At 70.4% G+C, this 13,339-nt stretch carries 11 protein-coding genes and 2 tRNA genes; 6 read left to right on the forward strand and 7 right to left on the reverse strand.

What is annotated here, in order from left to right; translation table 11 throughout:
• Positions 1-121: 121 nt before the first annotated feature.
• The gene (locus C6570_RS15435) at positions 122-4,318 is read left to right on the forward strand and encodes a translocation/assembly module TamB domain-containing protein (protein WP_123812280.1); all 4,197 of its coding nucleotides are present in this window, start codon (positions 122-124) and stop codon (positions 4,316-4,318) included.
• Between the two features lie 103 nt (positions 4,319-4,421).
• On the opposite strand, the gene C6570_RS15440 is transcribed toward C6570_RS15435, so the two are convergent.
• A tRNA-Arg gene (locus tag C6570_RS15440) sits at positions 4,422-4,496 on the reverse strand.
• Between the two features lie 82 nt (positions 4,497-4,578).
• A complete protein-coding gene (locus C6570_RS15445) occupies positions 4,579-5,031 on the reverse strand; it encodes a MarR family winged helix-turn-helix transcriptional regulator (protein WP_106704006.1) in 453 nt (150 codons plus the stop codon).
• Positions 5,032-5,096: 65 nt separating this feature from the next.
• On the opposite strand from C6570_RS15445, the gene C6570_RS15450 reads away from it, so the two are divergent.
• Entirely contained in the window at positions 5,097-5,693 is a 597-nt protein-coding gene (locus tag C6570_RS15450) for an NADPH-dependent FMN reductase (protein WP_106704007.1), read from the forward strand.
• 267 nt (positions 5,694-5,960) lie between these two features.
• Positions 5,961-6,266, forward strand: a complete 306-nt coding sequence (locus C6570_RS15455) for a hypothetical protein (protein ID WP_106704008.1) — start codon at positions 5,961-5,963, stop codon at positions 6,264-6,266.
• Positions 6,267-6,367: 101 nt separating this feature from the next.
• Here the strand turns inward: C6570_RS15455 and C6570_RS15460 are convergent, their stop codons facing one another.
• From C6570_RS15460 to C6570_RS15470, 3 genes are all read right to left on the reverse strand, one after another.
• Positions 6,368-7,069, reverse strand: coding sequence for a response regulator (locus C6570_RS15460; RefSeq protein WP_106704009.1), 702 nt, complete (start codon positions 7,067-7,069; stop codon positions 6,368-6,370).
• 381 nt (positions 7,070-7,450) lie between these two features.
• Positions 7,451-7,858 carry a DoxX family protein gene (locus C6570_RS15465; RefSeq protein WP_106704010.1) on the reverse strand — a complete coding sequence of 136 codons (408 nt, stop codon included), beginning with the start codon at positions 7,856-7,858 and terminating at the stop codon, positions 7,451-7,453.
• A gap of 177 nt (positions 7,859-8,035) precedes the next feature.
• A complete protein-coding gene (locus C6570_RS15470; protein ID WP_106704011.1) occupies positions 8,036-8,737 on the reverse strand; it encodes a pirin family protein in 702 nt (233 codons plus the stop codon).
• A 155-nt stretch (positions 8,738-8,892) separates the two neighbouring features.
• Here C6570_RS15470 and C6570_RS15475 point away from each other — a divergent pair, with 155 nt between their 5' ends.
• From C6570_RS15475 to gluQRS, 3 genes are read left to right on the forward strand one after another with little or no spacing between them, the layout of a single operon-like run.
• Positions 8,893-9,837 carry a LysR family transcriptional regulator gene (locus C6570_RS15475; protein ID WP_106704012.1) on the forward strand — a complete coding sequence of 315 codons (945 nt, stop codon included), beginning with the start codon at positions 8,893-8,895 and terminating at the stop codon, positions 9,835-9,837.
• A gap of 5 nt (positions 9,838-9,842) precedes the next feature.
• Positions 9,843-10,910, forward strand: coding sequence for an NAD(P)/FAD-dependent oxidoreductase (locus C6570_RS15480; protein ID WP_106704013.1), 1,068 nt, complete (start codon positions 9,843-9,845; stop codon positions 10,908-10,910).
• A 53-nt stretch (positions 10,911-10,963) separates the two neighbouring features.
• A complete protein-coding gene (gluQRS, locus tag C6570_RS15485; protein ID WP_106704014.1) occupies positions 10,964-11,911 on the forward strand; it encodes a tRNA glutamyl-Q(34) synthetase GluQRS in 948 nt (315 codons plus the stop codon).
• Positions 11,912-12,190: 279 nt separating this feature from the next.
• Here gluQRS and C6570_RS15490 read toward each other — a convergent pair.
• Together C6570_RS15490 and C6570_RS15495 are read right to left on the reverse strand one after the other, a co-directional pair.
• Positions 12,191-12,266 (reverse strand) — tRNA-Lys (locus tag C6570_RS15490).
• Positions 12,267-12,310: 44 nt separating this feature from the next.
• The gene (locus tag C6570_RS15495) at positions 12,311-13,138 is read right to left on the reverse strand and encodes a tRNA threonylcarbamoyladenosine dehydratase (RefSeq protein ID WP_106704015.1); all 828 of its coding nucleotides are present in this window, start codon (positions 13,136-13,138) and stop codon (positions 12,311-12,313) included.
• Between the last annotated feature and the right edge of the window lie 201 nt (positions 13,139-13,339).

The raw sequence follows: 13,339 nt of genomic DNA on the forward strand, positions 1-13,339 counted from the left end.
CATCGATTCGGCCAATGCTTCTGATTTGATAGCTGCCAGCGCTGGTGCAGCGGGCGCTGGCGACCCAAATGGCACTGAATCAACGCCGCCACCGCCACGCCGCCGCAGCGCCTGGCGCTGGGTGCTCTGGCTGCTGATCAGCCTGATCCTGCTGCTGGCGCTGGCGCTGGGCGGCCTGTGGGTGTGGGCGGGCAGCGAAGGGTCTCTGGCCACCGCGCTGCGCTGGGCGGGCGCGCAACAACCGCTGGTCACCGACGAAGTCACCGGCACGGTGCGCGGCGGCGGCAAGGTGCGGCGCCTGGTGTGGGACAAGGAAGGCTTGCGCGTCGAGGTGCAGAACGCCGAGCTGCTGTGGACGCCCGCTGCGCTGATGCACCGCACGCTGCAGATCGACCAGCTTTCGGCCAGCCGCATCGTGGTGGACGACCGGCGCCCCAAGGGCGAGGCATCCAGCGGGCCGCCGAAGTCGCTGGCGCTGCCGCTGAAGATCGACGTGAAAGCCCTGCGCGCCGATGAGCTGCGCTGGGCCGGCCCACCGCCCTACTCGCTGCAAGACGTGGCGGGGCGCTTCAAGTACGACGGCCATCAGCACGCGCTGGTGCTGGACAGCGCGCAGATCGAGGGCGGCCGCTACAAGGCCCGCGCCAACATCACCGCGCGCGCCCCCATTCAGCTGGACGTGGCGCTGGCCGGCGCGCTCACGGCCCCGGTGCCCGGCGCGCAGGCGCCCGTGCCACTGACGCTGCAAGCCACGCTGAGCGGCCCACTGACCGACATGCAGGCGCGCGCCGACCTGCAAGCCGCGCCCGCGGCGCCGGGTGCGTCGGCCCCGGCGATTCCCGATCTGCCGGCGGCGCGCGGTGCGTCGGGCAAGGCCCCGCCTTCGTCAGCCGCCAGCAGCCCCGGCGCTGCCGCTTCCACGCCCGCCGCTGCCGCGCCATCGGCCGACGCAGCCTCCGCACCGCAGGCCGGCGCATCCTCGGCCAACGCACGCGCAGACGCAAAACCCTCCGGCACCGCGGCCAGCGCGCCGCCGGGCGCCGCCCCCAGCGAAGTGCCCGAGGCGCATGCCACCGCCCGCATCACCCCCTGGCAAGCGCAGCCGCTGCCCGAAGCGCACGCCCGCGTGCGGGCGCTGGACGTGGGCGCCATCTGGGCGCAGGCGCCCCAAACGCATCTGACGGGCGAGCTGCACGTGCGCCCCATCGAAGGCGCATCGCCCGGCGCCACCTGCTGGGCGGTGGACGCCGACCTGACCAACCGTGGCGCCGGCCCCTGGGACCAGCACCGCCTGCCGGTCGAGCGGCTGCTGGCCGACCTGACCTGGCAGCACGGCGTGGCCACGGTGCGCTCACTCAAGGCCGACGTGGCCGGCGGCACACTGGAATCCACCGGCCGCTGGGCGCAAGCGCCTGCGCCCGCCAGCGCGGCTTCGGCCCCATCCGCCTCAGCCACACCACCTGCGACGGGCGCCAGCGCCCCGGCGGCCGCGTCCGGCTGGGCGCTGGATACGCGCGTTCAGGGCATCAACCCGGCCGCGCTGCACAAGCAGCTGGCGGCCTTCCCGATCGATGGCACGGCCAAAGTGCAGGGCGCGGCGGGCGGCATCGACTTTGACGTTCAGTTGCAGGCGCGAAGTACCCGTACCGCTGCGCCAGCGCGGCGCGGCGAATCGGCCGCGCAAGCGCTGGCCCGCGACCTGCGCGCCGTGCATCTGCGCGACGCCACCGCCACTGGCCGCTGGGCAGATGGCGAACTGGCCTTGAACACGCTGCGTGTGCGCACCGACGAGGCCGAACTGGCCGGCAATGCCCACGTGCGCCCCGGCAGCGAGCCCGGCCCCGGCGGCCAGGCCGATCTGCGGCTGACCGCGCCTGGCACGCAAGCGCAGCTCAAAGGCGAGCTGCAGCCCAACACCGGCGCGGGCACGCTGCTGGTGCAGTTGCAAGACGTCGCGCGCGCCCTGGCCTGGGCGCAAAAGCTGCCCGGCGCCAGCGACGCCTTGGCCGGCGCCAGCGCCCGGGGCAGCGCGCGCCTGGACGGCACCTGGCGTGGCGGCTGGCGCGACCCCAACATTCAGGCGCAGCTGACCGCACCCTCACTCAGCATGACGCCGCCGCGCAGCGCCAGCTCAGCCACGCCCATCCAATTGCGCGCGCTGAATGCCAGCGTCAAAGGCCGTCTGGCGCAGGCTGACCTTGCTGTGCAAGGCGAGGTGACGCAGGGCGAGCGCCACCTGGACTTGCGGCTGGCTGCCAACGGCGGGCGCACCACGCCGCAGGCCACGCTGGCCGCCTCCAGCTGGCGCGCGCAGCTCACGCGCCTGCAAGCGGTGGTGCGCGACCCGGCCCTGGGCGAAGGCACCTGGCAGGCGGCCACCGAAGGCGCCGTGCCGCTCAGCTGGTCGCCCGCGCAAGGCGGCCAGTTCGAGGTGGGCGCGGGGGCGCTGGCCGTCACCTCGTCCGCTCCCGTTTCCCAGGCGCGCATCCAGTGGGGGCCGGCGCGCTGGCGCGGCGGCGAATTGACGACCACCGGGCGCATCACCGGCCTGCCGCTGGAATGGGCCGAGCGCGTGGCCGGCGCCCAGCTGCGCGCCGCGGGCGTCACCGGCGACGTGGTCTTCAACGGCGACTGGGACGCCACGCTGGGCCACGGCCTGCGCGTCAGCGCCAACCTCGCGCGCGCCAGGGGCGACATCGGCATCCTGACGACCGACCCGAGCACCGGCGTGCAGTCGCGCGTGGCCGCGGGCCTGCGCGACGCGCGGCTCAGCCTGACCAGCCAGGGCCAGGCGCTGCAGGCGCGCGTGGTGTGGGACAGCGAGCGCGCCGGCACCGTCACCGGCCAGCTGCGCACCGAACTGTCGGCCCAGCGCAGCGGCGAAGGCGCCACGCAGTGGTCTTGGCCTGAAGCGGCGCCGCTGCAGGGCGAGTTGCGGGCGCGCTTGCCGCAGATTTCGGCCTGGTCGGTACTGGCGCCGCCCGGCTGGCGGCTGCGCGGCTCGCTGGCGGCCGACCTGCGCATCAGCGGCACGCGCAGCGCGCCCCTGGTCAACGGCACGTTGAACGCCGACGACATGGCCATGCGCTCGGTGGTGGACGGCCTGCAGTTCGAGGGCGGGCGCCTGCGTGCGCGCCTGGACGGCACCCGCCTGCTGATCGACGAATTCGTGCTGCGCGGCGCGGGCAACCAGGACGGTGGCGGCCTGCTGCGCGCCACCGGGCAGGCCGGGCTGGTGGACGGGCGGCCGCAGGCGGTCCTGCGCGCCACGCTGGAACAGCTGCGCGCCAGCATCCGCGCCGACCGGCAGGTGACCGTGTCGGGCAACGTGACCGCGGCGCTGGACGGGCGCAGCGTGACCGCCGATGGCAAGCTGCGCGTGGACCGCGCCCGTATCGTGCTGCCCGACGAAAGCCGCCCCAGCCTGGGCGACGACGTGATCGTGCGGGGTGCGGGCGGCAAGGTGATGGCGGGCAAAGATGCGCCCGGCGCCGTGGCCAAGCCCACCAGCACCGCCGGCCAGCAAGAGGCCGCACGCGACGCGCGGGCCGCCAGCAGCCGCCAGCGCGCAGAAGCCAAGGCCAAGGAAAGCCGCGCCGAGCCGCTGACGGCCAAGGCCAACGTGCAGATCGACCTGGGCGACGACTTCCGCCTGTCCGGCATGGGCATCGACACGCGCCTGGCCGGGCAGCTGACCTTGGCCGCCGACGGCCCGCTGACGCAGCTGCCCACGCTGACCGGCCGCGTGCGCACGGTGGGTGGCACCTTCCGCGCGTACGGCCAGTTCCTCACCATTCAGCGCGGCTTCGTGGTCTTCAGCGGGCCCATCGACAACCCGGCGCTGGACATCGTGGCGCTGCGGCCCAACTACACCAGCGACCAGCGCGTGGGCGTGCAGGTGATGGGCAGCGCGCTGCTGCCGCGCGTGCGCCTGTATTCCGAGCCCGCCCTGCCCGACAACCAGACCCTGGCCTGGCTGCTGCTGGGCCGCGCCGCCCCCGAATCGGGGGCCGAGGCGGCCATGCTGCAATCCGCCGCACTCGCCCTGCTGGGCGGGCGCGAAGGGCGCGGGCTGGCGGCCAACTTCGGCCTGGACGAGCTGAGCTTCTCCGGCGGCGAAGGCGGGTCGCTGCAAAGCGCCAGCGTCACGCTGGGCAAGCGCCTGTCCGACAAGCTGTACGCGGCGTACGAACACAGCCTGGCGGGCGCCAGCGGCACGCTGATGATCTTCTACGAGCTGTCGCGCCGCTGGACACTGCGCGGCCAGGCGGGCGAAAACAGCGCGGTGGACTTGATCTTCCGGCTGAGCTTCGACTGAGCTGCGGTTGATCGCCGGCGGGCGCAGCCGTACAGACGCCGCGCCGGCCTGAAAACGACAACAGGCAGCCATTGGCTGCCTGTTCGTGCGAGGTGTCGCGTGATGGTGTCCCCACCAGGAATCGAACCTGGATCTGATTCTTAGGAGGAACCTGTTCTATCCATTGAACTACAGGGACGCGAGCCCGCAACTATAGCAGCGGGCCGCGCAATTGCGCCCCTCGCAAGACACCCGCATGTCCAGCGCCGCCCTGCCTAAAGTTAGCCCTGCCGGTCCTTGATGGCCTGGGCGAAGCGCTGCAGCAGTTCAGGAAACGCGGCTTGATCGGCCGCCGGCCAGTCGGCCACCAGTTCGCCAAGCAATCGGCGCCGCGCCTGGGTGATGGCCTGCACCGTGCGCGCGCCCGCTTCGGTGATGGCGGCCGCCCTCACCCGCATGTCCGCCTCGGACGAAGGCCGCTCGACCAGGCCAAGCCGCTCCAGCTTCGCGATCTGGCGGCTGACGGTTGAAGGGTCGCGCCCCGCCTTGTCGGCCAGCTGCGCCACGCCCATGGCGGGGGATGCGCTCAGCCGCACCAGCAGCGGGAACAGCGCCCTGTCCAGCGAGACGCCGGCGGCGCCCAGCAGCACTTCGTCCTGGCGCGGGCTGTTCAGCAAGCCCGTCAGCTCAATCAGCGCCGCCGCGATGGCGTCGACATTGCATGTATCGCGCATGCTTTACACCGCCTCCAAAGTTGATCACAATGCATGCATCGTACATGCATTTGAAAGCCGATCCGATGAAACTCGACCCCAACGTGTTGCTGATCATGGGCAGCACCCGCGCGGGGCGCAAGTGCCCCGAAGTCACCGCCTGGGTGCAAGCCATTGCCAGCCAGGCTTGCCCTGAGCTGCGCTACGAAGTGGTGGACTTGGCCCAATGGCCGCTGCCGATGGACGATGAGCCCGGCATTCCCGCCCTGGGCCACTACACGCAGGCGCACACGCTGGCGTGGAGCGAAAAAGTCCGCTCGGCCGCCGCCGTGGTTTTTGTCACCCCGCAGTACAACTGGGGCTACCCCGCCGTGCTCAAGAACGCCATTGACCACCTGTACGGCGAATGGCGCGACAAGCCTGCCGCCATCGTGACCTACGGCGGCCACGGCGGCACCCGCTGTGCCGAGCAGCTGAAGCAAGTGGCGGCGGCGGTCGGGCTTAAAGTGGCGCCCACCATGCCCGCCATGGAGGTGCCAGACCCCGTCATCCGTGAAGGCGCGGCGCTGCACCCGGCCGAAGACTTTCGTGCGGCGATTCCGCAAATCCAAAGTGCTTTCCAGGAGCTAAGAGGCTTGATCAGCGACGCTGCCGCTGCGCAAGCCAGCACCGCAGCCCACTGAAGTCAGCCGGGCCCGCAAGCCCACTCAGCTTTGGCGTTGCCCAAGTGCTGGCCCGCGCCGGATTCTGGAACCTACTGAGAACCGGGGCCAGCAAAACGGCGCCAGCAAGGCGCCCAACACCCCGCCACCGGCGCGCTGTGGCGCACCCAGCAACACTCCGCCCCTTCCGTAACACAAGCGGCACACGCCGATCGCACGCGGCCCTAAGATGGCTGAGGCGCCCACCGCCCCAGCGGCTGGGCGCCATCACCTCACCAGGAGACCGCCATGCGCCGCTTGATCCACTCCCCAGCCGCACCCGCGCTGAGCCTGCCGCTGCTGGCCTGCCTGCTGCTCGGCGCCTGCGCGGCGACCGATTCGGGGCCGGTGGCCGGCTTTGACGGCTCCTGGACGATCAGCAAGCGCGGCATCGTGGCGCAGCAGCCGGGCCAGCTGACGCGCTCAGCGGTGCAAGAAGCGACGGCCCACTGCGCGGCCAGCGGCAAGCGGTTTCGCCAGCTGGATCTGAAGGAAAGCCCGCCGGGCACGCTGTCTTCGCACGCCGAGAGCGAACTGAAGTTCGCCTGCGAGTGACGCCGCTGGCGGGCGCGCTCTGAAGTTGTGACGCTATGGCTTGGCACCGCCCGGCAGTCGCGCCCTGGTTTTGCTATTGATTGAGTAGCTGCCAGCGCCCGTCACACCTGCGCCAGACGCTGATTTTCCTTAAGGCGCTCCACCCCGCCCAGCGCGCGGGCGGCGATCACCGCCTCGGTGCGGTTGCGCGCCCGCAGCGCACGGAAGATGGCCGCCAGGTGGATCTTGACCGTGCCTTCGCTGATGCCCAGGCCGCGCGCGATTTCCTTGTTGGGCTGCCCGGCCGAAAGGTGCGACAGCACGTCCAGCTGGCGGTCGGTCAGCATGTGGCGCAGCTGCGCGATCGACGGGCTCAGCGCCACGGTGTACGGGTCCAGCGCCTCGTCGCTGGCGCGCTCGGTTGCCGGCGCCGTGCCCGGCATCAGCTGCCAAGGCAGGTAGGTGCCGCCGCCCAGCACCGTCTGCACCGCCATCAGCATGGCTTCGGGGCTGTGCGCCTTGGGGATGAAGCCTTGCGCGCCCGCCTCCATCGCGGCGCGCACCACGGCATCGTCCTGCGCGCCCGACAACACGATGATCTTCAGCCCCGGCCAGCGCCGGTGCGCCTCGCTGATGTGCTCCACCCCGCGTGCGCCGGGCATGCCCAGGTCGATCAGCGCCAGCGCCACGCTGGCGTCCAGCGCGTGGTGCAGCTCGTCCACCGAAAAGGCGGTGCAGACGGCCAGATCGGGCGTCAGCTCTTTCAGCTTGTCGGCGACGGCTTCGACGATCAGGCGGTGGTCATCGGCGATAAGGATTTTCATGGGGGCACCCGCATACAGCGCAGCCAACCGGGCACCGTGCCCGGTTACGCCCGGTCACGATATACGCGCCGCGGCTGGCGCGCAAGCCAAATGATCGCCATTGGACATAGGCCATTTGGCCTATGCCGTGCGTGAGTTGGGCGCCTAACGGGCCCTGGCGGCGGGCGCCCGACCGGTCTGCGCAATGGAGCGTGCGGGGAGGATGCAGCCGGGCTTTCTCGGACGAAGGCCCCACTGCTTGCCCAACGGCAAAAACATATCCAATGAGTGGCCAGCGCATCACCCGCTGCTGTCAGGCGCCGGTGCGGCCATGCCCTCATCCGACCAAGGCCGAAGGCGCCCAAGCCCTCAGGGCAGGGCGCCTTGCGGCGAGGTATCCGATCAGCGGCCGCGCTTGGCGTCCAGGCTGAAGGCGCCTGCGCCGAAAGCGGCGAAGGCCAGCAAGCCGCCCGCGATGGCCACGTTCTTGTTGAACATCAGCTGCTGCACCATGGCCTGGTCGGCAGGCACGGCCCAGTAGTTATGGAAGAAAAAGCCGGCAGCGAGGGTGAAGAGCGTCAGCACCAGCGCAGCCCAGCGGGTTTGAAAGCCCACCAGCAGCATCAGGCCCACGCCCAGTTCCACGACGATAGCCAGCCCGGCGGCCACCTCGGGCATGGGCAGGCCCTTGGATGTGATGTAGCCCACGGTGCCGGCAAAGCCGGTCAGCTTGCCGATGCCGGCGGGGATGAACAGGTAGGCCAGCAACAGGCGGCCAATCAGGGCGATGGGGTTTTGCAGGGATGACATGACAAGGTCCTTCAGAGGGTTAAGAAAATCAAAAACAGGAGCACCCGCGCAAGTAGGCGCCTGCGCTGGCAGCAGCCAGCACCAAATGCCACCGGGCCGCGCGCTGCGGCGCCGGTCAGGTTGTGAATCGGCTTTCAGGCACGCCGGCGCTTGGCCGAGAGGCCGCCGCCGGCACGCTCAGGGCGCCAGGTCGAACACCAGCACTTCGGCGTCGTGCCCGTGGTTCAGCGTGATCTGGCTTTCACCGTCGATCAAGGCAGCGTCGCCGCCCGTCAGGCGTTGGCCGTTCACATCCAGCTGGCCGCGCACTAGGTGCACGTAGGCCTTGCGGGCGGGGTTCAGCGCCAGCGTGGCGTGTTCGGCGCCGTCGAACAGGCCGGCGTACAGGGCGGCGTCGGCGTGAATCTTGACCGCGTGCGCGTCGGACTGCGGGGAAGCCACCAGGCGCAGTTGGCCGCGCTTGTCGGCTTCGGGCACGGTTTTTTGCTCGTAGCTGGGCGCGATGCCGGTCTGGTTGGGCTCGATCCAGATCTGCAGGAAGTGCGTGATCTGGCCTTCGGCGTGGTTGAACTCGCTGTGCGTCACGCCGCTGCCGGCGCTCATGCGCTGCACGTCGCCAGGCGGAATGCCTTCGACGTTGCCCATGCTGTCGCGGTGGGCCAGGTTGCCTTCCAGCACGTAGCTGATGATTTCCATGTCGCGGTGGCTGTGCGCGCCAAAGCCCTTGCCCGGCGCTACGCGGTCTTCGTTGATGACGCGCAGGTTGCCCCAGCCCATGTGCGCCGGGTCGTAGTAGCCGGCGAAGGAAAAGCTGTGGTTGGACTTCAGCCAGCCGTGGTCCGCATAGCCACGGTCTTGCGATTTTCGGATTTGAATCATGGGGTAATGCCTTTCAAGTGCGGAAGGCCGCCTCATGCTGCATTGCAGCGTGGGTGCCACCCTCAGCACAGAACTAGAACTTTAGGCCGGGTTAGACCCGATGGGGGTTCGACACATTGACGTCATCATTCAAAAAAATTAAACAATCGCCCTCCATGCCCGAAACGCCTACCGACCTGCTCAGCCCCGATGCCTTTCGGATCCTCAACGCCATCGCCCGCAACGGCACCTTTGCCGGTGCCGCGCGCGAATTGGGCGTGGTGCCCAGCGCCCTGACCTACCGCGTGCGCCAGGTAGAGGACGCGCTGGACGTGCTTTTGTTCGACCGCTCTTCCCGCCAGGCGCGCCCCACCGAAGCCGGCGCCGAGCTGCTGGCCCAGGGCGAGCGCCTGCACCGCGAAGTGAACTCCGTGGTCAACCGCGTCAAGCGCGTGGCCACCGGCTGGGCGCCGCAGTTCACCATCGCGGCGGACGGGCTGATCTCGTCTTCGGCGCTGATGGAGCTGGTGGAAGCCTTCTACGCGCTCAACCCGCCCACCCGGCTGCGCGTGCGCGACGAAATCCTGAGCGGCACGCTGAGCGCCGTCACCTCGGGCCGTGCCGACTTGGCGCTGGGCGTGATTCTGGAGCCGTCTTCGGCCGCCAACCTGAAGGCCATGCCGCTGGGTCAGGTGCGCTTTGTCTACGCGGTGGCGCCGCACCACCCGCTGGCCAAGGCGCCTGAGCCGCTGGCCGACACCGATTTGCTCAAGCACCGCGGCATCGTGGTGGCCGATTCGGTGCAAAGCGGCATCACCCAGTCGTTTGGGCTGCTGGAGGGGCAAGACACGCTCACCGTATCCAGCCTGGCGGCCAAGCTGGACGCGCAGTTGCGCGGGCTGGGCGCGGGCTTTCTGCCTGAGCCGATCGCGCGGCCCTACCTCGCCACCGGCCGCCTGGTTGAACGGCGCGTGGAGCGCTGCACCCGCGTCGCGCAACTGAACTACGCCTGGCGCGCCGACGGCAACCCCGGCAAGGCGCTGGAATGGTGGCTGGAGCAGCTGCAAAGCCCGAAGACGCGGCGCGCGCTGTTGGAACAGCACGGCCAGCGTGTAGAGTAGGCGGCATGAGCACCGCCCGCCGCCGCCCACCCCGACATTTCGCCGTGATCGGCGCTGGTATTGCCGGCCTGGCCGCGGCGCGCACGCTGCGCCAGGCGGGCGATCAAGTCACCCTGTTCGAGAGCGCCGACGCCGTGGGCGGGCGCATGGCCACGCAGGACACGCCTTTCGGCAGCTTCGACACCGGGGCGCAGTACTTCACCGTGCGCGACCCGCGATTCGCCCGCGCGCTGGAAGCCACCGCCGCCGACGTGGCCCGCCGCTGGAGCGCCAGCGCCGTGCGCGTACTCGACGCCGAAGGCCGCGTGGTTGAAGCGCCGCCGCCACCGCGCGAAGCCCACTGGGTCGCCGCACCCAGCATGCGCGCGCTGGCCGAGCGCTGGGCAGCCCCGCTGGCGGCCGACGGTTCGCTGCAACTGGGCACCCGCGTGCTGCGCATCGAGCGCGACGCGCTGGCGCCCGCGCGCTGGCAGCTGCAGACCCAGTCCGCCGCGCAGTCCAACCCCATCCGCGCAGGTTTTGACGGCGTTATCCTCGCCCTGCCCGCGCCCGACGTGCGCGAGCTGCTATCCAATTCAAAGCAACTGGCCGAGCTGGCCAAGCCGCTGGCCAAGGTGGACATGGCCCCGTGCTGGACGCTGACGCTGGCCTACCCCAACGCGGCGCAGCCCGGCCTGACCACGCTGGGCCCGCAGTGGAACGCCGCGCGCAGCACGCACCACCGCGTCAGCTGGCTGGCGCGCGAATCGTCCAAGCCGGGGCGCGCGCAGATCGAGCGATGGACCATCCAGGCCAGCCCCGCCTGGTCACGCGAGCATGAGCTGGACGACGCACCGCGCGCCAGCGACAAGCTGCGCAAGGCCTTTGCCGAAATCACCGGCATCCGCGCCACGCCCGCCTACGCGCACGCCCAGCTGTGGCACCACGCGCAAACCCTCACGCCGCTGGGCCAGCCCTTTGTGTGGGACGCGCGCCTGCAAGTCGGCCTGTGCGGCGACTGGTGCCTGGGCAACCGCGTCGAGCACGCTTTTGTATCGGGCCTGGATCTGGCCCTGGCCGCCCTGGCCCGCTGAGACGAATCCTTCAGGCGCCGGCCGCCGCCGCGGCAAGGGGCCTGGCGCTGCCCATGGTCATCGGCCGCTTTGCCCCTTCGCCCACCGGCGCGCTGCATGCCGGGTCGCTGGTGGCAGCGCTGGCCAGCTGGCTGGACGTGCGTGCGCAAGGCGGCCGCTGGCTGGTGCGCATCGAAGACGTGGACACCCCGCGCTGCCTGCCCGGCGCCGACCAGCGCATCCTGCAGCAGCTGGCCGATTGCGGCCTGGTGCCCGACGAAGCGCCCACCTGGCAATCCCAACGCGGCCATCTCTACGAAGCTGCCCTGGCGCGGCTGGTGGATGAGGGCCTGGCCTACCCCTGCGCGTGCTCACGCAAAGACATCGCTCTGGCCCAGGCGGCGCTGGGCCGCAGCGCCACGCGCGGCGTGGAACTGCCCTACCCCGGCACCTGCCGGCCCGAGCGCGGCGGCCTGCATGGCCGACCCGCCCGCGCGTGGCGCCTGCACACTGGGCGTTTGATACCCAATCAGCCCCCAGCGCAGGATGGGCCAGCGCCGGCAGCTACGCATTTCATAGCAAATTCAGCGCTGACCATCACCTGGAACGACCGCCGACTGGGCCCGCAGCGCCAGGATGTCGCCACCGCGGTGGGCGACTTCGTGCTGCGCCGCGCAGACGGGCTGTGGGCGTACCAGCTCGCCGTGGTGGTGGACGACGCCGCGCAAGGCATAACGCACGTCGTGCGCGGTGAAGACCTGGCCGACAACACGCCGCGGCAGATCCTGCTGCAACGCGCGCTGGGCCTGCCCACGCCGCTGTACCTTCACACCCCGCTGGTGCTGGCCGCCGATGGCGAAAAGCTCAGCAAGCAAAACGGCGCCGAAGCCGTGGACACCCGCACACCGCTGCAGGCCCTGAACGCCGCCGCCGCGCCACTGGGCCTGCCCCCCGCGCCCACCGGCGACGTGCGCGGCGCACTGGCTTTCTGGACCGACGCGTGGCGCACGCGCTTGTGCTGACAGGCTGAGCGCCACCGGGGCGGCGAGCTGCCGTAGGGCACGCATTTCCGGCACAGCCAACGTGCACATCAAGCAGTTGCCGGCGCGAGGATGTGCGGAAGCCGCATGGGTGGATTCCAATGGCGGCGGGCAGCTGCGCGAATGCGCTGTCTGACCGATGGAACGAAAGCGTGGTCACAACAGCCGGGCCGCGCGCCAAGCCCTTCACGCACCCGAAGCCCCAGAAAAAAACCCCGCTATCTTGTGGATAGCGGGGTTTTCAGGCCAGAAGCCATGTTCTGGTAGGACGTACAGGGGTCGAACCTGTGACAAACGGATTAAAAGTCCGCTGCTCTACCAACTGAGCTAACGTCCCACATTTGCCAGTTTACGCTTTAGCGTTTGCTGGAAAGCCTCGAATTATAGCCCGGTTTTTTGGGGGTGGCCAGAAATTTTTTCAAGCACCCATCCGGCCGCGCAAAACCCGAAGGTGGCGGTCACCGCCACCGACGATCCGTAGCCGCTGCAATTGAGCGAACCGTCCACCTCTGCCGGCGCATCGCACGCCTGCGGCATGACCACGGTTTCGCGGCTGAACACCGCGTGCACGCCGATGCGGCGCCCGGCGGCCGGCGCGCCGTGGCGGCGGCGCAGCTGATAGCGCAACTGGGCGATCAGCGGGTCGTGCGTGACGTCGGCTACGTCGGCGATGTCCACGCGCTCGGCGTGGCGCTTGCCACCGGCCGCGCCCACGGTGATGAAGTGCACGCGCTCAGCGCGCGCCCAGGCGGCCATGGCGGTCTTGGCGCGCACTTGGTCGCACGCGTCGATGACGGCGTCGGCCGGTGCGGGCAGCAGCGCGGGCCAGTTGCCGGGCTCGACAAACTCATCCACGGCATGAACGATGCAACCAGGGTGGATCTGCGCAATGCGCTCGCGCATCGCCTCGACCTTGGCTTGCCCCAGCGTGGGCGTCAGCGCGTGAATCTGCCGGTTGACGTTGGATTCGGCCACGTGGTCCAGATCGATCAGCGTCAGGCGGGCAACGCCGCTGCGCGCCAGCGCCTCGGCGGCCCACGAGCCCACGCCGCCGATGCCCACCACCGCCACGTGCGCGGCGCGAATGCGCGCGGCGCCCTCGCTGCCGTACAGGCGCGTCAGGCCGCCAAAGCGGCGTTCGGTATCGGCCGCGTCTTCGGCACCGATGGGCATCGGCGGGGCGGTCGGCTGTTCGGGGGCGTGGGTCATGAATCGGTGGCAAGGGCCAGGGCGCGGCAAGGAGCATTGGGCCCCAGCCCGGGCCGCCGGCTGTGGCGCAGATTGTAGAAGTGCTGTGCGCGCCGCGCGGGCGTGCCTGCCGGTTGGCACATCCGATCAACTATGTTTTTCATAGCTGCCAGCGCTGGTGCAGCGGGCGCCAGAGGCCAATTTTGCTTAAAGCCCGGAAGC

Origin of the sequence: Ottowia oryzae (assembly GCF_003008535.1) — a bacterium.
Lineage (GTDB): Bacteria > Pseudomonadota > Gammaproteobacteria > Burkholderiales > Burkholderiaceae_C > Ottowia > Ottowia oryzae.

Excerpts from the sequence above, each read along its gene's own strand:
- C6570_RS15460 (WP_106704009.1), bottom strand. The coding sequence starts at position 7,069 with ATGAAAATCCTTATCGCCGATGACCACCGCCTGATCGTCGAAGCCGTC.
- C6570_RS15470 (WP_106704011.1), bottom strand. The coding sequence starts at position 8,737 with ATGATTCAAATCCGAAAATCGCAAGACCGTGGCTATGCGGACCACGGC.
- C6570_RS15495 (WP_106704015.1), bottom strand. The coding sequence starts at position 13,138 with ATGACCCACGCCCCCGAACAGCCGACCGCCCCGCCGATGCCCATCGGT.
- C6570_RS15475 (WP_106704012.1), top strand. The coding sequence starts at position 8,893 with ATGCCCGAAACGCCTACCGACCTGCTCAGCCCCGATGCCTTTCGGATC.
- C6570_RS15465 (WP_106704010.1), bottom strand. The coding sequence starts at position 7,858 with ATGTCATCCCTGCAAAACCCCATCGCCCTGATTGGCCGCCTGTTGCTG.
- C6570_RS15445 (WP_106704006.1), bottom strand. The coding sequence starts at position 5,031 with ATGCGCGATACATGCAATGTCGACGCCATCGCGGCGGCGCTGATTGAG.
- C6570_RS15455 (WP_106704008.1), top strand. The coding sequence starts at position 5,961 with ATGCGCCGCTTGATCCACTCCCCAGCCGCACCCGCGCTGAGCCTGCCG.
- C6570_RS15480 (WP_106704013.1), top strand. The coding sequence starts at position 9,843 with ATGAGCACCGCCCGCCGCCGCCCACCCCGACATTTCGCCGTGATCGGC.
- gluQRS (WP_106704014.1), top strand. The coding sequence starts at position 10,964 with ATGGTCATCGGCCGCTTTGCCCCTTCGCCCACCGGCGCGCTGCATGCC.
- C6570_RS15450 (WP_106704007.1), top strand. The coding sequence starts at position 5,097 with ATGAAACTCGACCCCAACGTGTTGCTGATCATGGGCAGCACCCGCGCG.